This window comes from Xanthomonas sp. NCPPB 3582, from assembly GCF_041475735.2.
In the GTDB taxonomy this organism is placed as follows: domain Bacteria; phylum Pseudomonadota; class Gammaproteobacteria; order Xanthomonadales; family Xanthomonadaceae; genus Xanthomonas; species Xanthomonas codiaei.
In genome coordinates, this window is record NZ_CM192968.1 from 3910930 (window position 1) to 3930739 (window position 19810).

16 protein-coding genes and 1 tRNA gene are annotated in these 19810 nt (G+C 62.6%); all 17 read right to left on the bottom strand.

Features of this window, described 5'->3' with window-relative positions:
• Position 1: 1 nt before the first annotated feature.
• Complete coding sequence (gene rplW, locus ACCQ05_RS16585; RefSeq protein ID WP_002811694.1) at positions 2-301, bottom strand: 50S ribosomal protein L23; 300 nt, start codon at positions 299-301, stop codon at positions 2-4.
• Complete coding sequence (gene rplD / locus ACCQ05_RS16590; protein WP_010371054.1) at positions 298-903, bottom strand: 50S ribosomal protein L4; 606 nt, start codon at positions 901-903, stop codon at positions 298-300. The genes rplW and rplD overlap by 4 nt, the downstream gene beginning before the upstream one ends.
• Before the next feature lie 12 nt (positions 904-915).
• On the bottom strand, positions 916-1566 hold the full coding sequence (rplC, locus tag ACCQ05_RS16595; RefSeq protein ID WP_005993363.1) for a 50S ribosomal protein L3: 651 nt from the start codon (positions 1564-1566) through the stop codon (positions 916-918).
• Positions 1567-1577: 11 nt separating this feature from the next.
• Positions 1578-1889 carry a 30S ribosomal protein S10 gene (rpsJ, locus tag ACCQ05_RS16600; protein WP_003486723.1) on the bottom strand — a complete coding sequence of 104 codons (312 nt, stop codon included), beginning with the start codon at positions 1887-1889 and terminating at the stop codon, positions 1578-1580.
• A gap of 456 nt (positions 1890-2345) precedes the next feature.
• Positions 2346-3536 carry an elongation factor Tu gene (gene tuf, locus ACCQ05_RS16605; RefSeq protein WP_372360458.1) on the bottom strand — a complete coding sequence of 397 codons (1191 nt, stop codon included), beginning with the start codon at positions 3534-3536 and terminating at the stop codon, positions 2346-2348.
• A 46-nt stretch (positions 3537-3582) separates the two neighbouring features.
• Entirely contained in the window at positions 3583-5700 is a 2118-nt protein-coding gene (gene fusA / locus ACCQ05_RS16610) for an elongation factor G (RefSeq protein ID WP_104544220.1), read from the bottom strand.
• A 137-nt stretch (positions 5701-5837) separates the two neighbouring features.
• Positions 5838-6305 (bottom strand): 30S ribosomal protein S7, encoded by a 468-nt coding sequence (rpsG, locus tag ACCQ05_RS16615; RefSeq protein ID WP_005993356.1) that lies wholly within the window; start codon positions 6303-6305, stop codon positions 5838-5840.
• 12 nt (positions 6306-6317) lie between these two features.
• Entirely contained in the window at positions 6318-6692 is a 375-nt protein-coding gene (rpsL, locus tag ACCQ05_RS16620) for a 30S ribosomal protein S12 (protein ID WP_003469157.1), read from the bottom strand.
• Between the two features lie 221 nt (positions 6693-6913).
• Entirely contained in the window at positions 6914-11128 is a 4215-nt protein-coding gene (gene rpoC / locus ACCQ05_RS16625) for a DNA-directed RNA polymerase subunit beta' (RefSeq protein WP_104544222.1), read from the bottom strand.
• A gap of 153 nt (positions 11129-11281) precedes the next feature.
• A complete protein-coding gene (rpoB, locus tag ACCQ05_RS16630; RefSeq protein ID WP_104544224.1) occupies positions 11282-15433 on the bottom strand; it encodes a DNA-directed RNA polymerase subunit beta in 4152 nt (1383 codons plus the stop codon).
• A gap of 347 nt (positions 15434-15780) precedes the next feature.
• On the bottom strand, positions 15781-16146 hold the full coding sequence (rplL, locus tag ACCQ05_RS16635; protein ID WP_104544226.1) for a 50S ribosomal protein L7/L12: 366 nt from the start codon (positions 16144-16146) through the stop codon (positions 15781-15783).
• A gap of 54 nt (positions 16147-16200) precedes the next feature.
• Positions 16201-16734: a 50S ribosomal protein L10 gene (gene rplJ / locus ACCQ05_RS16640; RefSeq protein WP_372391586.1), complete on the bottom strand. Its 534-nt coding sequence runs from the start codon at positions 16732-16734 to the stop codon at positions 16201-16203.
• Between the two features lie 545 nt (positions 16735-17279).
• Positions 17280-17978, bottom strand: coding sequence for a 50S ribosomal protein L1 (gene rplA, locus ACCQ05_RS16645; RefSeq protein WP_104544230.1), 699 nt, complete (start codon positions 17976-17978; stop codon positions 17280-17282).
• 3 nt (positions 17979-17981) lie between these two features.
• Positions 17982-18410: a 50S ribosomal protein L11 gene (gene rplK, locus ACCQ05_RS16650; protein WP_104544232.1), complete on the bottom strand. Its 429-nt coding sequence runs from the start codon at positions 18408-18410 to the stop codon at positions 17982-17984.
• A 198-nt stretch (positions 18411-18608) separates the two neighbouring features.
• Entirely contained in the window at positions 18609-19166 is a 558-nt protein-coding gene (nusG, locus tag ACCQ05_RS16655) for a transcription termination/antitermination protein NusG (RefSeq protein ID WP_372391589.1), read from the bottom strand.
• 13 nt (positions 19167-19179) lie between these two features.
• Positions 19180-19590, bottom strand: coding sequence for a preprotein translocase subunit SecE (secE, locus tag ACCQ05_RS16660; protein ID WP_104544236.1), 411 nt, complete (start codon positions 19588-19590; stop codon positions 19180-19182).
• Positions 19591-19639: 49 nt separating this feature from the next.
• Positions 19640-19715 (bottom strand) — tRNA-Trp (locus ACCQ05_RS16665).
• Positions 19716-19810: the final 95 nt, after the last annotated feature.

Genomic DNA, 19810 nt, shown 5'->3' on the forward strand with positions numbered 1-19810 from the left:
CTCAGGCCTTGGCCGTTACGTCGATGGACTGACCATCGACCAGGCGGACGTACGCCTTGCGCCAATTGCCACGGCTGCCAGCACGGTTACGGAAGGACTTGCTCTTGCCCTTGACGTTGACCACGTTGACTGCCTTGACCTTGACGTCGAACAGCTGCTCGACCGCGGCCTTTACATCGGCCTTGGTGGCTTCGTTCGAAACTTCGAAGACATACTGGTTGGAGATTTCCTGCAGGCGCGCGGTCTTTTCGGAGACTCGCGGAGCACGCAGCACGCTGAAGATTTTTTCGTTGCTGCTCATGCCAGCCACTCCTCGACCTTCTTGACCGCATCGGCGGTGATCACGACCGTATCGGCCCCGACCAGAGCGACCGGATCCAGACCCTGCACGTCACGCACCTGCACATACGGCAGATTGCGGGCGGACAGATACAGGTGCTCGGAGGCTTCTTCGGTGACGATCAGCGGGCGCTTGCCCACGTCCAGTCCCTTCAGCTTCTCGATCAGACCCTTGGTCTTGGTCGCTTCGAGGTCGAACGCGTCGACGATCATCAGACGACCCTGACGGTTCAACTCGGAGAAGATCGCGCAGATGGCCGCGCGGTACATCTTGCGGTTGACCTTCTGCTCGAAGCTGCGCGGCTTGGCCGCGAAGGTCACGCCGCCGCCGACGAAGATCGGAGCCGTCAGCGCGCCATGACGCGCACCGCCGCCCTTCTGCTTCTTCGACTTCTTGGTCGTGCCCGCAACTTCCGAACGCGTCTTCTGTGCCTTGGTACCAGCGCGGCCGGCATTGCGATAAGCGACGACGACCTGGTGGACCAGATCTTCGCTGAATTCGCGACCGAACACGGCATCGGAGACCGAGACCTTGTTGTTGCTACCCGTGATAACGAGTTCCATCGTCATCTCTCCTTATGCCTTGCTCGCCGGACGGACGATCACGTCGCCACCAGCTGCGCCAGGCACGGCGCCGCGGATAGCAATCAGACCACGCTCGACGTCGACCTTGACCACTTCCAGGTTCTGCGTGCTTTGCTGCACGGCGCCCATGTGGCCCGACATCTTCTTGCCCGGGAAAACGCGACCCGGCGTCTGGCGCTGACCCAGCGAACCCGGCGCGCGATGCGACAGCGAGTTACCGTGGGTTGCGTCGCCCATACGGAAGTTGTAGCGCTTGATGGTGCCCTGGAAACCCTTACCCTTGGTGACGCCCTGGACGTCGACCTTCTGGCCGACCTCGAAGATGTCCGCCTTGATTTCACCACCGACGGCGAAATCGCCGAGCTGGGCGTCTTCAACGCGGAATTCCCACAGGCCGCGACCCGCTTCCACCTTCGCCTTGGCGAAGTGGCCTGCAGCCGGCTTGTTGACCAGCGCGGCACGACGGGCGCCAACGGTAATCTGCACGGCGCTGTAGCCGTCGGTTTCGACGGTCTTGATCTGCGCGATGCGGTTCGGAGTTGCTTCGATCAGCGTAACCGGCACCGAGCGGCCGTCTTCAGTGAAGACGCGGCTCATGCCAGCCTTGCGGCCCACGAAGCCCAACGAATATTTCTTCGTCATGGTCGTAGTCCTCAGGTCAACTTGATCTGTACGTCGACGCCAGCCGCGAGTTCGAGCTTCATCAGCGCGTCCACGGTCTTGTCGTTGGGGTCGACGATATCAAGCACGCGCTTGTGCGTGCGGGTTTCGTATTGGTCACGCGCATCCTTGTCGGCATGCGGGGATACGAGGATGGTGTAACGTTCGATCTTGGTCGGCAGCGGGATCGGGCCACGCACTTGCGCGCCGGTCCGCTTGGCCGTTTCGACGATCTCGCTGGCCGAACGGTCGATCAAACGATGATCGAACGCCTTCAACCGAATCCGGATCTTTTGTTCCGACATGACGGAAGCTTCCTTCGTTAAAAGAGCGACGGGCAAGGCCTCTGGGATACCTGCCCCGATGTTCCTGCGTAGATGAGCGCCGCGCATCCTGCCGGCGAGGGCATTCCTCCGCCCAAAAACTGAGGCAGCCCGGTAAACCGGCCTGCCCAGACGGAAAAGTATAGTGCGCAACAAGAGCACGGTCAACAACGCGTGAGTTGTTGAGTGCTCCATGCAACGCGACCTTCCCGGTCTGGCGAACACGAGCGGCATCCTGCCGTTCTTTTCGCTGTAACTCAGCGCCCTACCCAGGGACACCGAGCCGCGCATTATAGCGAGCGTGATTTCGCCGCGCAAGCACCCTTTCAGCAGCTTGCGACCGCCCGCCCGCCCGACTTTCCACGCAACAAAAAGGGGCCAGCTTGCGCTGACCCCCTTCGCTGCATCGACTGCCGAAGCCGTCGAATTGCAGATGTCTTACTTGACGATCTTGGCAACCACGCCGGCGCCGACCGTGCGGCCGCCTTCGCGGATGGCGAAACGCAGGCCTTCGTCCATCGCGACCGGGTTGATCAGGGTCACGACCATCTTCACGTTGTCGCCCGGCATCACCATTTCCACGCCTTCCGGCAGCTGGCAGGCGCCAGTGATGTCGGTGGTACGGAAGTAGAACTGCGGACGGTAGCCCTTGAAGAACGGGGTATGACGGCCACCCTCATCCTTGGACAGCACGTAGACTTCGGCTTCGAACTCGGTGTGCGGCTTGATCGAACCCGGCTTGCACAGCACCTGGCCGCGCTCGACGTCGTCACGCTTGGTGCCGCGCAGCAGCAGACCGGCGTTGTCGCCTGCCTGACCCTGGTCCAGCAGCTTGCGGAACATTTCCACGCCGGTGACGGTGGTCTTCTGCGTATCGCGGATACCGACGATTTCGATTTCGTCGCCCACCTTGATGATGCCGCGCTCGATACGACCGGTCACCACGGTGCCGCGGCCGGAGATCGAGAACACGTCTTCGACCGGCATCAGGAACGGACGATCCACGTCGCGGGTCGGCTCCGGAATGAAGCTATCCAGGGCATCGACCAGCTTCAGGATGGCCGGCACGCCGATCTCGCTCTGATCGCCGTCCAGCGCCAGACGGGCCGAACCGTGGATGATCGGGGTATCGTCGCCCGGGAAGTCGTACTTGCTCAGCAGCTCGCGCACTTCCATTTCGACCAGCTCGAGCAGCTCGGCGTCGTCAACCATGTCGGCCTTGTTCAGGAACACCACGATGTGCGGCACGCCGACCTGACGCGAGAGCAGGATGTGCTCGCGGGTCTGCGGCATCGGGCCGTCAGCGGCCGAGCACACCAGGATCGCGCCGTCCATCTGGGCCGCACCGGTGATCATGTTCTTGACGTAGTCGGCGTGGCCGGGGCAGTCGACGTGCGCGTAGTGGCGGGTCGGGGACTCGTATTCCACGTGCGCGGTCGAAATAGTGATGCCGCGCGCCTTCTCTTCCGGCGCTGCGTCGATCGCGTCGTACGCCTTGAACTCGCCACCGAAACGCTCTGCACCGATCTTGGTCAGCGCGGCGGTCAACGTGGTCTTGCCATGGTCGACGTGACCGATGGTGCCGACGTTCACGTGCGGCTTGTTGCGCTCGAATTTAGCTTTTGCCATGACTTGCTACCTCTAATTGGAAAATTTTTGAAGCGGCTGAGCGAACTCAGCCCTTCTTGGTGACGGCGTCGGCGATGTTGGCCGGTGCCTCTTCGTAATGGTCGAATTCCATCGAGAACGTGGCGCGACCCTGGCTCATCGAACGCAGCGAGGTCGCATAGCCGAACATCTCGCCCAGCGGAATCATCGCGTTGATGATCTTGCCCGACGGGCTGTCGTCCTGACCCTGCAACACGCCACGACGACGGCTCACGTCGCCCATCACGTCGCCCAGGTAATCCTCCGGGCTGACGATTTCGACCTTCATGATCGGCTCCAGCAACACCGGGCTGGCTTTCGCAAAACCCTGCTTGAACGCCATCGACGCGGCCAGCTTGAACGCCATTTCCGAGGAGTCGACGTCGTGGTACGAGCCGAACACCAGCTTGACCTTCACGCCCACCACCGGGAAGCCGGCGATCGGACCACTGGTGATCGTTTCGCGCAGGCCCTTCTCGACCGACGGAATGAATTCCTTCGGGATGATGCCGCCGGTGATGTCGTTGATGAAGAGGAAATCGTCCTTGACGTTGTCGCTCTTGCGATCTTCCTCGGTCATCGGCGACAGCTCGATCACCACGTGACCGTACTGACCCTTACCACCGGACTGCTTGGCGTGCTTGTAGTCGGACTTGACGTCGGACTTGCGGATCGTTTCGCGGTAGGCCACCTGCGGCTTGCCGACGTTGGCCTCGACATTGAACTCGCGACGCATGCGGTCGACGATGATGTCCAGGTGCAGCTCGCCCATGCCGGAGATGATGGTCTGGCCGGATTCTTCGTCGGTCTTGACGCGGAACGACGGGTCTTCCTGCGCCAGACGGCCCAGGGCCATACCCATCTTTTCCTGGTCCGACTTGGTCTTCGGCTCCACCGCCATCGAGATCACCGGCTCCGGGAACACCATGCGCTCCAGGGTGATGATCTTGTCCTGCGCGCACAGCGTGTCGCCGGTGGTGACGTCCTTCAGACCCACCGCCGCGGCGATATCGCCCGCGCGCACTTCCTTGATCTCTTCGCGGTTGTTGGAGTGCATCTGCAGGATGCGACCCACGCGCTCCTTCTTCGACTTGACCGGGTTGTAGACCTGGTCGCCAGAATTCAGGGTGCCCGAGTAGACGCGGAAGAAGGTCAGCGAACCCACGAACGGGTCGGTCATGATCTTGAACGCCAGCGCCGAGAACGGGGCGGTGTCGGTCGCAGGACGCGAATCGTCCTTTTCGTCTTCATCGATACCCTGGACCGGCGGACGGTCGGCCGGCGACGGCAGCAGGTGCACGACACCGTCGAGCATGGCCTGCACGCCCTTGTTCTTGAACGCCGAACCACAGAACACCGGAACGATCTCGACCTTCAGGGTGCGCTCGCGCAGGCCCGCCAGGACTTCTTCCTCGGTGAGGTCGCCCTCGTTGAGATACTTGTCCATCAGGTCTTCGCTGGCTTCGGCAGCCGCTTCCACCATGAACGAACGCGCTTCGGTCGCGATATCGACCAGATCGGCCGGAATGTCGCGGTATTCGAAGGTGGTGCCCTGAGAGGCGGTATCCCAATGGATCGCCTTCATCTTCAGCAGGTCGACCACGCCTTCGAAGCCGTCCTCGGCGCCGATCGGCACCTGCATCGGCACGGCATAGGCGCCCAGACGGGCCTTCAGCTGCTCAACGACCTTGTCGAAGTTGGCACCGGTACGGTCCATCTTGTTGACGAAGGCCATGCGCGGCACGGAATACTTGTTGGCCTGGCGCCACACGGTCTCGGACTGCGGCTGCACGCCACCGACGGCGCACAGCACGAACACCGCACCGTCGAGCACGCGCAAGGAGCGCTCCACTTCGATGGTGAAGTCGACGTGCCCGGGGGTGTCGATGATGTTGAAGCGGTGCTGCGGCATGGACTTGTCCATGCCCGACCAGAATGCGGTGGTGGCAGCGGAGGTGATGGTGATACCACGCTCCTGCTCCTGCTCCATCCAGTCCATCACTGCAGCGCCGTCATGGACTTCGCCGATCTTGTGACTCACACCGGTGTAGAACAGGATGCGCTCGGAGGTGGTGGTCTTGCCGGCATCGATGTGGGCCATGATGCCGAAGTTGCGGTAACGCTCGATAGGGGTGGTGCGGGCCACGGGGAGCCTCTCAATTTCTTGGATTTCGGATGGCCGAACGCCGCCTTTCGGCGGCCTTCGGATTGGATGCGACACCAAAGGCGTCGCAAACAGCACTCAGATGGTGCTGAAGGGCCCCGTTACCAAGGCCCCCGAGGTCACCAGCGGTAGTGTGCGAACGCCTTGTTCGCTTCCGCCATACGGTGAGTCTCTTCGCGCTTCTTGATCGCGCCGCCACGGCTTTCCGAGGCGTCCAGCAGTTCTGCAGCCAGCTTACGCGGCATGGTGTTCTCGCCACGCTTGCGCGCGGAATCGATCAACCAGCGCATTGCCAGCGCCATGCGACGGGAGGAGCGCACTTCGACGGGCACCTGATAGGTAGCACCACCGACGCGACGCGATTTAACTTCGACAGCCGGGGCCACGTTGTCCAGTGCTTTCTGCACCAGCTCGACGGCATTCGGATTCTTTTCGCCAATGACGTCCATCGCGCCATAGACAATTTTCTCAGCAACCGACTTCTTGCCACTTTGCATCACCATATTGATGAAGCGGGCAATGGTTTCGCTGCCATGCTTTGGATCAGGCAGGACGGTGCGCTGCGGAGTAGAACCTTTACGGGACATTTGAGTGTTTCCTTAGCTCTTCGGGCGCTTGGCGCCGTACTTGGAACGACCTTGACGGCGCTTTGCGACGCCGGCGGCGTCCAGCGAACCACGGACGGTGTGGTAACGCACACCGGGAAGATCCTTGACGCGACCACCACGAATCAGGACCACGGAGTGCTCCTGCAGGTTGTGGCCTTCACCACCGATGTAGCTGATGACCTCTTCCTGGTTCGTCAGGCGCACCTTGGCGACCTTACGCAGGGCCGAGTTCGGCTTCTTCGGGGTAGTGGTATAGACGCGTGTGCAGACGCCACGGCGCTGCGGACACTTGTCCAGTGCCGGGGAGGCACTCTTGTAGGTGGTCGCTTGCCGGGGCTTGCGGACCAGCTGATTGATCGTTGCCATCAGTCGATTCTTCTGATTGGAGGCCGAAACGGCCTTGCATGAACACGAAGGCAGGCCGCGAAACGGCCCACCGAGACAGAGAAGTATAGCTGGCAGGGCAAAACTCCGTCAACTTCACGGAAATCTAACTCTGCTGGCCCATCCAAAGGCCGGAAAACGGAGGGCGTCCTGCCCTCCTTTTCGCCTGGCTTACGACGGCCTTTCGGCCGCCGTCGGAGCGCTTACTCCTCGTCCGCGCCAGCGTCGGCCACAGTTGCGACCGGTTCGGCTGCCGCCGGCTTGCCCGACAGCGTTTCCATTTCCGAGTCGGTCAGACCCGAGGCCTTGCGACGGCTGGCGTGGTACGCCAGGCCGGTACCGGCCGGGATCAGGCGACCCACGATCACGTTTTCCTTCAGGCCACGCAGGTTGTCGCGGGTGCCGCGCACGGCAGCCTCGGTCAACACGCGGGTGGTCTCCTGGAACGAGGCCGCCGAGATGAACGACTCGGTGGCCAGCGAGGCCTTGGTGATGCCCAGCAGCACCGGGTCGTACTTGGCCGGCAGCTCGTTGCGCGTGGTCAGGCGGGCATTTTCCTCGATGACGCGCTGGCGCTCGACCTGCTCGCCGTTGAGGAACTTGCTGTTGCCCTGGTCGACGATCTCGACCTTGCGCAGCATCTGGCGCGTGATCACCTCGATGTGCTTGTCGTTGATCTTCACGCCCTGCAGGCGGTACACGTCCTGGATTTCCTTGACCAGATACGCCGCCAGCGGCTCGACGCCCAGCAGGCGCAGGATGTCCTGCGGGCTCGGCTCGCCGTCCACCACGGTCTCGCCCTTGGTCACGTGCTCGCCTTCGAACACGATGATCTGGCGGTACTTCGGGATCAGCTCTTCGTGTTCCGAACCATCGGTGTCCTTGATGATCAGGCGCTGCTTGCCCTTGGTGTCCTTGCCGAAGCTGATGATGCCCGAGCGTTCGGCCAGGATCGCCGGATCCTTCGGCTTGCGCGCTTCGAACAAGTCGGCAACGCGCGGCAGACCACCGGTGATGTCGCGGGTCTTGGACGCTTCCTGCGGAATCTTCGCCACCACGTCGCCCACGCCGACGGCTGCGCCGTCCTGCAGGTTGACGATGGAGCGCGGCGGCAGCAGGTACTGCGCCGGCAGATCGGTGCCCGGGATGGTCAGGTCGTTGCCCTTGCCATCGACGATGCGCACGATCGGCCGCAGTTCCTTGGCCTGTGCACCGCGACGCTTCGGATCGGTGATCTCACGCGATGCCAGGCCGGTCAGTTCGTCGGTCTTCTCGATGACGGTGACGCCGTCGACGAAGTCGATGAAGCGGATGAAACCGGCCACTTCCGACACGATCGGGTGGTTATGCGGATCCCAGTTGGCCACGCCCTGCCCGGCCTTGACCGCATCACCGTCCTTGGCGGTGATGGTGGCGCCGTACGGCAGCTTGTAACGCTCGCGCTCGCGACCATGGCCGTCGAGTACCGACAACTCGCCCGAACGCGATACCGCGACCAGCGAACCGTTGGCATGCTCGACCGACTTCAAGTTGTTGAACTTGATCGAGCCGGTGGTCTTGACCGTGATGTTGTCCACTGCCGCCGCACGCGATGCCGCACCACCGATGTGGAACGTACGCATGGTCAGCTGGGTACCCGGCTCACCGATGGACTGCGCGGCGATAACGCCGACCGCTTCGCCGATGTTGACCTGGTGACCGCGTGCAAGATCGCGACCGTAGCAACGTGCGCACACGCCAAACGAGGATTCGCAGCTGATGGTCGAACGCACCTTCACCGACTGCACGCTGGCGTCTTCGAGCTTGGCGACCCAGGCTTCGTCGAGCAGCGTGTTGCGGGTGACGATGGGCTCTTCGTCGTTGCCGGGCAGGTAGACGTCCTCGGCCACGACACGGCCCAGCACGCGCTCCTTCAACGGCTCCACCACGTCGCCGCCTTCCACGATCGGGGTCATGATCAACCCTTCGGTGGTACCGCAATCGACTTCGGTGATCACCACGTCCTGCGCCACGTCGACCAGACGACGGGTCAGGTAACCCGAGTTCGCGGTCTTGAGCGCGGTATCGGCCAGACCCTTACGCGCGCCGTGGGTGGAGTTGAAGTACTCCTGCACGTTCAGGCCTTCGCGGAAGTTCGCCTTGATGGGCGTCTCGATGATCGAGCCGTCCGGACGCGCCATCAGGCCGCGCATACCGGCCAGCTGACGGATCTGCGCCTGGCTACCACGCGCACCGGAGTCGGCCATGATGTACAGCGAGTTCATCGACTTCTGGTCGATGGTTTCGCCCTTGGCGTTTTCGACCTTTTCGGTACCGATGGTGTCCATCATCGCCTTGGCGATGCGCTCGTTGGTACGCGACCAGATGTCCACGACCTTGTTGTAGCGCTCGCCGGCGGTGACCAGACCGGACTGGTACTGCTCCTGGATTTCCAGCACTTCGGCTTCGGCCTCGGTGAGGATGCCCTTCTTCTCATCCGGGATCAGCATGTCGTCGATGCCGATCGACACGCCGGCGCGGGTGGCGTAGGCGTAGCCGGTGTACATCAGCTTGTCGGCGAACACGACGGTGTCCTTCAAGCCCAGCAGGCGGTAGCTGGAGTTGATCAGACGCGAGATGTTCTTCTTGGTCATCTCGGTATTGGCCAGCTGGAACGGCAGGCCTTCGGGCAGGATCTCGCTCAGCAACGCACGGCCGACCGTGGTGTCCACGATCGAGGTGCCGCTGGTGCGCTTGCCGTCGGCTTCCACGTCCACCTGGGTGATGCGGACCTTGACCTTGGCGTGCAGTTCCACCACGCGGTTGTCGTAGGCGCGCTTCACTTCGCTGGTGTTGGCGAACACCATGCCCTCGCCCTTCTTGTTCTCCAGGGCGCGGCTCATGTAGTACAGGCCCAACACCACGTCCTGCGACGGCACGATGATCGGCTCGCCGTTGGCCGGCGACAGGATGTTGTTGGTGGACATCATCAGCGCACGCGCTTCCAGCTGGGCTTCCAGCGAGAGCGGCACGTGGACGGCCATCTGGTCACCGTCGAAGTCGGCGTTGAACGCGGTACACACCAGCGGATGCAGCTGGATGGCCTTGCCTTCGATCAACACCGGCTCGAACGCCTGGATACCCAGGCGGTGCAGGGTCGGTGCGCGGTTCAGCAACACCGGATGCTCGCGGATAACTTCTTCGAGGATGTCCCACACCTCGGCCTCTTCGCGCTCGACGAGCTTCTTGGCGGCCTTGATGGTGGTGGCCAGGCCACGACGCTGCAGCTTGGCGAACACGAACGGCTTGAACAGCTCCAGCGCCATCTTCTTCGGCAGGCCGCACTGGTGCAGCTTGAGGTACGGACCGACGGTAATGACCGAACGGCCGGAGTAGTCCACGCGCTTGCCGAGCAGGTTCTGACGGAACCGGCCCTGCTTGCCCTTGATCATGTCGGCCAGCGACTTCAGCGGACGCTTGTTGGTGCCGGTGATGGCACGGCCGCGACGGCCGTTGTCCAGCAGCGCATCGACCGATTCCTGCAGCATGCGCTTTTCGTTGCGCACGATGATGTCCGGCGCATTGAGCTCGAGCAGGCGACGCAGGCGGTTGTTGCGGTTGATCACGCGGCGGTACAGATCGTTCAGATCCGAGGTCGCGAAGCGGCCGCCATCCAGCGGCACCAGCGGACGCAGGTCCGGCGGCAACACGGGAAGCACGGTCATGACCATCCATTCCGGACGGTTGCCCGATTCCAGGAAGGCTTCGATCAGCTTGATACGCTTGGTGAGGCGCTTGAGCTTGGTTTCCGAACCGGTGCTGGCGATTTCCTCGCGCAGGCGGGTCATTTCCGACTGCAGGTCGATCGTGCGCAGCAGCTCGTACACGGCCTCGGCGCCCATCGCGGCGTCGAAGTCGTCGTTGTACTCCTGGCGCGCGGTCAGGTACTGCTCTTCGGTCAGCAGCTGGCGGCGCTCGAGCGGGGTCAGGCCCGGCTCGGTGACGACATAGGCTTCGAAGTACAGCACGCGCTCGATATCGCGCAGGGTCATGTCCAGCATCAGGCCGATGCGCGAGGGCAGCGACTTGAGGAACCAGATGTGCGCGACCGGCGAGGCCAGGTCGATGTGGCCCATGCGCTCACGGCGCACCTTGGCCAGGGTCACTTCGGTGCCGCACTTCTCGCAGACCACGCCACGGTGCTTCATGCGCTTGTACTTGCCGCACAGGCACTCGTAATCCTTGATCGGTCCGAAGATGGCGGCGCAGAACAGGCCGTCACGCTCGGGCTTGAAGGTCCGGTAGTTGATGGTTTCGGGCTTCTTCACTTCGCCGTAAGACCACGAACGGATCAGGTCCGGCGACGCCAGCGCGATCTTGATCGCATCGAAATCCAGCGTCTGGCGCTGCTGATTGAAGAGGTTGAGCAGGTCTTTCATTTGATATCTCCGGGTCGGAGGAATTCGTATCTGAGATGGAACGCGCAGAGATCTGTTCGGGACCGGGGACCCGGGGCCGGGGACCCGGAAAAGCGAGGAGCACAAAGCCCTTGCTCTTCCGGGTCCCCGGTCCCGGGCCCCGAGTCCCGGCTCTTACTCTTCCAGTTCCATGTTGATCGCCAGCGAGCGGATTTCCTTCACCAACACGTTGAAGGATTCCGGCATGCCCGCGACCATCTCGTGCTCACCATCGACGATGTTCTTGTACATCTGGTTGCGGCCCTGCACGTCGTCGGACTTCACCGTCAGCATTTCCTGCAGGGTGTAGGCCGCGCCGTAGGCTTCCAGCGCCCAGACTTCCATCTCGCCGAAGCGCTGACCACCGAACTGCGCCTTGCCGCCCAGCGGCTGCTGGGTGACGAGCGAGTACGGGCCAGTCGAACGGGCATGCATCTTGTCGTCGACCAGGTGGTTCAACTTCAGGTAGTGCATGTAGCCGACCGTGGTCTTGCGATCGAACGCTTCGCCGGTGCGACCATCGAACAACTGGGTCTGACCGCTCTGCGGCAGATCGGCCAGTTCCAGCATGCGCTTGATCTCCGCTTCGCTGGCACCGTCGAACACCGGGGTGGCCATCGGCACGCCGTCGACCAGGTTCTTGCCGAGGTTGAGCAGTTCCTCATCGCTGAATTGCGACAGGTCCACGCGCTCGGCATTGATCGCGCCATCGTGGTTGTAGATGTCGTTGAGGAACTTGCGCAGCTCGCTCACGGCAGCCTGGGCTTCCAGCATGCGCTGGATCTTGCGACCCAGGCCCTTGGCGGCCCAACCCAGATGCACTTCCAGAATCTGGCCGATGTTCATACGCGACGGCACGCCCAGCGGGTTCAGCACGATGTCCACCGGCTCGCCGGTGGCCATGTACGGCATGTCCTCGACCGGCACGACATTGGAGACCACACCCTTGTTGCCGTGGCGGCCTGCCATCTTGTCGCCCGGCTGGATGCGGCGCTTCACGGCCAGGAACACCTTGACCATCTTCAGCACGCCCGGTGCGAGGTCGTCGCCCTGGGTGATCTTGCCGCGCTTGTCGGCGAAGCGTGCCTCGAATTCCTTCTCGTGCGCCTGGATCTGCTTCTGCGCGCGTTCGATGGCGTCGGCGGCGTCTTCGTCCTTCATGCGCAGCTGGAACCAGTCGGACTTCTTCAGCCCGTCCAGGTACGCGTCGGTGACGTTGTCGCCCTTCTTCAGGTTCGGACCGCCGTTGGCGACCTTGCCCACGATCTGCGAGCGCAGACGTGCGTAGATGGCCGCTTCCAGGATCCGGAACTGGTCGTCGAAGTCCTTCTTGACGCGCTTGATCTCGGATTCTTCGATCTGGCGCGCACGCTTGTCCTTCTCGATGCCGTCGCGGGTGAAGACCTGCACGTCGATGACGGTGCCGTCCATGCCCGGGGGCACGCGCAGCGAGCTGTCCTTCACGTCGGACGCCTTCTCACCGAAGATCGCACGCAGCAGCTTTTCTTCCGGAGTCAGCTGGCTCTCGCCCTTCGGCGTGACCTTGCCGACCATGATGTCGCCGGCGCGCACTTCCGCACCGATGTACACCACGCCGCTCTCGTCCAGACGGTTCAGGGCCTGCTCGGACACGTTCGGGATGTCGGCGGAAATTTCCTCCGGCCCCAGCTTGGTGTCGCGCGCCACGCAGGTCAGTTCTTCGATGTGGATCGTGGTGTAGCGATCTTCTTCCACCACGCGCTCGGAGAGCAGGATGGAGTCTTCGAAGTTGTAGCCGTTCCACGGCATGAAGGCGATCAGCATGTTCTGACCCAGCGCCAGCTCACCGATGTCGGTGGACGGGCCGTCGGCCAGCACGTCGCCGCGCGCGATCACGTCACCCACGTTCACCAGCGGACGCTGGTTGATGCAGGTGTTCTGGTTGGAGCGGGTGTACTTGATCAAGTTGTAGATATCCACGCCGGCATCGGTGCCGCCGCCGATTTCTGCTTCGTTGACCTTGACCACGATACGCGCCGCATCGATCTGCTCGATCACGCCGCCACGCAGCGCGTTGACGGTCACACCGGAGTCGCGCGCCACCGCACGTTCGATGCCGGTACCCACCAGCGGCTTCTGCGAACGCAACGTCGGCACGGCCTGGCGCTGCATGTTGGCGCCCATCAGTGCGCGGTTGGCGTCATCGTGTTCCAGGAACGGCACCAGCGCCGCAGCGACCGAAACGGTCTGCATCGGCGAGACGTCCATGAAGTGCACTTCGGCCGGCGGCTTCAGCAGCGACTCGCCCTGGAACCGGCACGGCACGAACTGCTCGGTGAGCATGTTCTTGGCGTCAGTCAGCGCGTTCGCCTGGGCGATCACGTACTCGTTTTCTTCGATCGCCGACAGGTACTCGACATCGTCGGAGACCTTGCCGTCCAGCACCTTACGGTACGGCGTCTCGAGGAAGCCGTACTGGTTGGTGCGGGCGAACACGGCCAACGAGTTGATCAGGCCGATGTTCGGGCCTTCCGGCGTTTCGATGGTGCAGACGCGGCCGTAATGGGTCGGGTGCACGTCGCGCACTTCGAAGCCGGCGCGCTCGCGGGTCAGACCGCCCGGGCCCAGTGCGGAGACGCGACGCTTGTGCGTCACTTCCGACAGCGGGTTGTTCTGGTCCATGAACTGCGACAGCTGCGAGGAGCCGAAGAACTCCTTGATCGCCGCGGCCACCGGCTTGGCGTTGATCAGTTCCTGCGGAGTCAGGCCTTCGGACTCGGCCATCGACAGGCGCTCCTTGACCGCGCGCTCGACGCGGACCAGGCCCACGCGGAACACGTTCTCGGCCATTTCGCCAACCGAACGCACGCGACGGTTGCCCAGGTGGTCGATGTCATCGACCACGCCGCGGCCGTTGCGGATCTCGGTCAGCACCTTGATCACTTCCAGGATGTCGGAGGTGTCGGCGTGCTCGGCGACCAGACGCTTGGATTCTTCGTCGTTACGCTCGGCGAAGTACTTCTTGTCGTACAGCACCGACTCGCCCAGCACGTCCTTGCGACCGACGCGACGGTTGAACTTCATGCGGCCGACCGTGGACAGGTCGTAGCGCTCGAAGGTGAAGAACAGGTTGTGGAACAGGTTCTGCGCCGCTTCCTTGGTCGGCGGCTCGCCCGGACGCATCATGCGGTAGATTTCCACCAGCGCTTCCAGCTGCGTCTTGGTCGGATCGATGCGCAAGGTGTTGGACAGGTACGGGCCACGGTCCAGGTCGTTCACCCACAGGGTGCCGACCGCATCGACGCCGGCCTTGCGGAAGGCAGCCAACTGGTCTTCGTTGATTTCGTCGTTGGCATTGGCCAGCAGCTCGCCGGTCGAGCCATCGACCACGTCATGCGACAGGATGCGGCCGACCAGGTAGTCGTCCGGCACGGCCAGCGCGGCAACGCCGGCGGCTTCCAGCTGCTTGACGTGGCGGGCGGTGATGCGCTTGCCCGCTTCCACGATTACCTTGTCGCCATCGGCCAGGTCGAAGTTCAGCGTTTCGCCACGCAGACGCTCCGGCACCAGCTCCAGCTGCACGCCTTCGTCCGGGTTGATGTGGAAGGTGTTGATCTCGAAGAACTCGGCCAGCATCTCTTCGTTGCTGTAGCCGAGCGCACGCAGCAGGATCGACACCGGCAGCTTACGGCGGCGGTCGATACGGGTGAACAGCGCGTCCTTCGGGTCGAACTCGAAGTCCAGCCAGGAACCGCGGTAGGGAATGATGCGGGCGCTGTACAGCAGCTTGCCCGAGCTGTGGGTCTTGCCACGGTCGTGGTCGAAGAAAACGCCCGGCGAGCGGTGCAGCTGCGACACGATCACGCGCTCGGTGCCGTTGACGATGAAGGTACCGTTGCCGGTCATCAACGGGATTTCGCCGAGATAGACCTCCTGCTCCTTCACGTACTTGATGGCCTTGGTCGACGACTCGCGGTCGTAGATCACCAGGCGCACGGTCACGCGCAGCGGCGCGCCATAGCTCATGCCGCGCTGACGGCATTCACGCTCGTCAAACACCGGCTGACCCAACTTGTAGCCCACGTACTCGAGCGCAGCGTTGCCGCTATAGCTGGAGATCGGGAACACCGACTTCAGAGCGGCATGCAGACCGAGGTCCTTGCGCTTGGTCGGTTCCACGTCTTCCTGCAGGAATTCGCGATAGGAATCCACCTGGATGGCAAGCAGGAACGGCACTTCGAGAATCGAGCGCTGCTTGCCGAAGTCCTTGCGGATACGCTTCTTTTCGGTGAACGAATAAGACGTCATGAGGTCTTCCACCCTGGGTTGTACGGGCCGCGCGCATCCGCGGCCGTGGATAACAAAATTGAACCCGCGCACATGGATGTGCGCTGCTCGTGTCGGACTCACATTCAAGTTGTCAGTTGGAAGTCGCTGGTATTGCCGGCACCAGCACGCCTTCTCCCGCTACTTCCAACTACCCACTCGGTGAGGCGAGGATTGGGATGACGGGATTGGGGATTGGCGAAGGTTGCCCTCGAATCCCGAATGCCGACTCTCAAATCCCGGCTTTCCATCAACGGCCAAAGGCCGGGGGCTTTACGCCCCCAGCCTTCAGTGCATCACCATGAAACACCGGCGATGCAAGGTGCTGCTTACTTGATTTCGACCGTTGCGCCAGCTTCGGTCAGTTCCTTCTTGATCTTTTCGGCTTCTTCCTTGGTGGCGCCTTCCTTCAGCATGCCACCGGCTTCGGTCAGGTCCTTGGCTTCCTTCAGACCCAGACCGGTCACGCCGCGCACGGCCTTGATGACGCCGACCTTGTTGGCGCCGCAGTTGACCAGCACCACGTTGAACTCGGTCTGCTCTTCGACCACGGCAGCCGGGCCGGCAGCAGCGGCTGCGACCGGGGCGGCGGCGGAGACGCCGAACTTTTCTTCGATGGCCTTGACCAGCTCCATCACTTCCATCAGGGACTTCTCGGCGATGGCGTCGACGATCTGTTCGTTGGTAAGGGACATTGTGATTACCTTTAGATGATTTTCTGGATTGGGGTTCTAGCGAACGCTAGGACATCAAGCTTCGGCAGTCTCGGCAGCCGGCGCGGCGGCTTCGTCGCCACCACCCTGCTTCTCGCCAACGGCCTTGACGGCACGGGCGAACATGGCAGCCGGTTCGGACAGCACGCGAGCCAACATGGCCAGGGCCTGGTCGCGGGTCGGCAGCGAGGCCAACACGTCGACGTGGCTGGCCGGGAACAGTTCCCCGCCGATTGCCACGACCTTGGCTTGCAGCTTCTCGTTGCTCTTGGCGAATTCCTTGATCAGGCGACCGGCAGCGCCGGGTTCCTCCATCGAAAACGCATACACCAAAGGACCAACCAGCTTGTCGGACGCGACAGCGAATTCGGTACCTTCGACGGCACGCACGGCCAGGGTGTTCTTGACGACTTTCAAGAACACACCGGTTTCGCGGGCCTGCTTACGCATCGCGGTCATCTGGGAGACCGTGGTGCCAGCGTATTCGGCGGCGATCAGGGAGTGGGCCTTGGCGGCGATGTCTGCCAGCTCGGCGACTACGTCTTGCTTCTGGGACAGATTGAGAGCCATTGCACTCCTCCGTTAAAGCCAGGATTAGGGATTGGTGATTCGGGATTCGCCAGAGCCGTGAAGCAGCCTGCAAATCCCCAATGCCGAATCTCGAATCCCCGCTTCAAACTACTCCGCTCGCGGCTCCTGCCGGTTGCGGTCCAGGGCAGCCTCCTTCCTGGAAGCCGGGAACATCGACCGATGTTCCATTGGTGGCCGTTCTAGACCTGGAGTGGACTCGATCCGGGATGTCCCAGACGCGCGTAAACCAGAAAGCTCCAGAAGGGCGACACCATCTACGCCGGCCAGTTCGAAAACGAACCGATTAAGCGATCCCGCTGCATCGACGGCGACTCCTTGCCAGTGCGAGCATCCCTGCCCGTCGTCGACCTGCGCTGACCGCGCCTGCGGTCTTTGACGGCTACCGCCGGACGTGCCGGCGATCGCCTTCAAAATGTCCGTTACCCCAAAGGAGGGAACGGACTCCCAGCACACGGTTGCCCGGGCCGGAAAAACGATGCAGTACTACACGAATACGTCAGGCGCATGACGCCCGACGCCTTCGATCACTTCAGCGACAGGCTCGACTGATCGACCGTCACGCCCGGACCCATGGTCGAGCTGACCGACACCTTCTGCAGGTAGGTACCCTTGGAAGTGGCCGGCTTGGCCTTCAGCAGATCGCCCAGCAGCGCCTGCAGGTTCGACTTCAGCGCTTCGTCGTCGAAGCTGGCCTTGCCGATGGTGCAGTGGATGATGCCGGCCTTGTCTGTGCGGTAGCGCACCTGGCCCGACTTGGCGTTCTTGACCGCTTCGCCCGGATTGGCCGACACGGTGCCGACCTTCGGGTTCGGCATCAGGCCGCGCGGACCCAGCAGGGTGCCGAGCTTACCGACGACGCGCATGGCATCGGGGGTGGCGATGACCACGTCGTAGTTCAGGTCGCCGGCCTGCATCTTCTCGGCCAGGTCGTCCATGCCCACGGCTTCGGCGCCGGCGGCCAGGGCTTCGTCAGCCTTGGCGCCTGCCGGTGCGAACACCGCAACGCGCACGCTCTTGCCGGTGCCGGCCGGCAGCACGGTCGAACCGCGCACCTGCTGATCGGACTTCTTGGCGTCCACACCCAGGCGCACGGCAACGTCGATGGACTCGACGAACTTGGCCTTGGTGGCCGTCTTCAGGATCTTGATTGCGTCTTCGAAGGCATAGGTCTTGCCCGGAACGACAGCGGCCGTAATGGCCTTAACGCGCTTGCTCTGTGCCATGTCTTAGCCCTCCACCGTCAAACCCATGCTGCGGGCGGTACCCGCAATCGTGCGAACCGCCGCTTCGAGCTCGGCCGCCGTCAGATCGGCTTCCTTGGTCTTGGCGATCTCTTCCAGCTGCTTGCGCGTCACCTTGCCCACCTTGTCGGTGTTGGGGCGCTTGGAACCGGAGGCCACACCTGCAGCCTTCTTGAGCAGCACGCTGGCCGGGGTGCTCTTGGTAATGAAGGTGAAGCTGCGGTCCGAGTACGCGGTGATGATCACCGGCGTCGGCAGACCCGGCTCCAGCTTGGAGGTCGCCGCGTTGAACGCCTTGCAGAACTCCATGATGTTCAGGCCACGCTGACCCAATGCAGGACCGACCGGCGGCGCAGGATTGGCCTGCCCGGCCTTGACCTGCAGCCTGATGTAACCCATTACTTTCTTAGCCATTTCGATACTCTCCGGGTGCTAGCGCCTGCATTGCAGGCTCCCCATCGGACCGGGAGAATCACGCGTCCCGGCTTCGCGTTTTTGACCACACGCAGATGGCCGCCATGCGGCAGCCATTATTTCCCGGCGGTCGCCAGGTCAGCGAGCCGCGCACTATAGCAGGATTTGGCACCGGCGCCTAGCAGGCGCCAGTCACGGTCAGCCCTTCTCGACCTGGCCGAACTCGAGCTCGACCGGCGTGGAGCGACCGAAGATGAGAACGGCCACACGCAGCCGGCTCTTTTCGTAATTGACCTCTTCGACCACGCCGTTGAAGTCGTTGAACGGACCATCGGTGACGCGCACCATCTGGCCCGGCTCGAACAGCACCTTCGGGCGCGGCTTCTCGACCCCATCCTGCACGCGCTGCAGGATGGCATAGGCTTCCTCGTCGCGAATCGGCAACGGACGATCGGCGGTACCACCGATGAAGCCCATGACCTTGGAGGTTTCCTTCACCAGGTGCCAGCTTTCGTTGTCGATGCGCGGAATGCCGGCCTCTTCGTGGGTTTCGATCTGCACCAGCACATAGCCGGGGAAGAACTTGCGCTCGGACCGGCGCTTCTGGCCGGCGCGCATCTCGATGACCTCTTCGGTCGGCACCAGCACTTCGCCGAAACGATCTTCCATCCCTGTGCGCACGATGCGGTCGCGCAATGCCTGCGCAACGGATTTTTCGAAGCCTGAATAGGCGTGAACGACATACCAACGCTTCACTGCTTGATTCTCCTCAACGAGCCAGGAACCACTGCGTGAGCTTCTGGATGACGAAATCGAAGCCGCCCAACAGCAAACTCAGAATGATCACAACAACAATGACGACCCAGGTGGTGCGGATGGCTTCCTGACGCGTCGGCCAGACCACCTTACGCAGCTCGAACCTGGATTCGGACAGGAATTCACGGGTGTCACGACCTTTGCCGGTACCCAGAAACACGAATGCACCCGCCACCAACCCCACAATGACTGCCAGCGCGCGCAATTGCGGCGTCCAGGCACCCAGCTGGGTGGCGCGCTCGGGCGCTGAAAACCAGAACCACACAAACAGCCCTGCAATCACCAGGATTGCAGAGATCACGTATTTCACGATATCAGCGCTGGCAGCAGACGCGCTTTTGGAGGGCTCGATTTTGCTATTCATCCGGCTCTAGTTACCGATCTGACCCGAATCGCTGGGCCGGAAAGAGGAGTGGCACGCCAGGAGGGACTCGAACCCCCAACCTGCGGTTTTGGAGACCGCTGCTCTGCCAATTGAGCTACTGGCGTATGTACTCGTTTACCGCACACCCTAAGACAACGAAGGCGGACCGCGGTTCAGCCGGCCCGCCTTTCCGCGAATCCGGTGGCCGAGGCCACCGGAT

What these genes read in the sequence shown, in the direction of transcription:
- rplW (WP_002811694.1), bottom strand. Translation starts at nt 301, where the DNA reads ATGAGCAGCAACGAAAAAATCTTCAGCGTGCTGCGTGCTCCGCGAGTC.
- rplD (WP_010371054.1), bottom strand. Translation starts at nt 903, where the DNA reads ATGGAACTCGTTATCACGGGTAGCAACAACAAGGTCTCGGTCTCCGAT.
- rplC (WP_005993363.1), bottom strand. Translation starts at nt 1,566, where the DNA reads ATGACGAAGAAATATTCGTTGGGCTTCGTGGGCCGCAAGGCTGGCATG.
- rpsJ (WP_003486723.1), bottom strand. Translation starts at nt 1,889, where the DNA reads ATGTCGGAACAAAAGATCCGGATTCGGTTGAAGGCGTTCGATCATCGT.
- tuf (WP_372360458.1), bottom strand. Translation starts at nt 3,536, where the DNA reads ATGGCAAAAGCTAAATTCGAGCGCAACAAGCCGCACGTGAACGTCGGC.
- rpsG (WP_005993356.1), bottom strand. Translation starts at nt 6,305, where the DNA reads ATGTCCCGTAAAGGTTCTACTCCGCAGCGCACCGTCCTGCCTGATCCA.
- rpsL (WP_003469157.1), bottom strand. Translation starts at nt 6,692, where the DNA reads ATGGCAACGATCAATCAGCTGGTCCGCAAGCCCCGGCAAGCGACCACC.
- rpoC (WP_104544222.1), bottom strand. Translation starts at nt 11,128, where the DNA reads ATGAAAGACCTGCTCAACCTCTTCAATCAGCAGCGCCAGACGCTGGAT.
- rpoB (WP_104544224.1), bottom strand. Translation starts at nt 15,433, where the DNA reads ATGACGTCTTATTCGTTCACCGAAAAGAAGCGTATCCGCAAGGACTTC.
- rplL (WP_104544226.1), bottom strand. Translation starts at nt 16,146, where the DNA reads ATGTCCCTTACCAACGAACAGATCGTCGACGCCATCGCCGAGAAGTCC.
- rplJ (WP_372391586.1), bottom strand. Translation starts at nt 16,734, where the DNA reads ATGGCTCTCAATCTGTCCCAGAAGCAAGACGTAGTCGCCGAGCTGGCA.
- rplA (WP_104544230.1), bottom strand. Translation starts at nt 17,978, where the DNA reads ATGGCACAGAGCAAGCGCGTTAAGGCCATTACGGCCGCTGTCGTTCCG.
- rplK (WP_104544232.1), bottom strand. Translation starts at nt 18,410, where the DNA reads ATGGCTAAGAAAGTAATGGGTTACATCAGGCTGCAGGTCAAGGCCGGG.
- secE (WP_104544236.1), bottom strand. Translation starts at nt 19,590, where the DNA reads ATGAATAGCAAAATCGAGCCCTCCAAAAGCGCGTCTGCTGCCAGCGCT.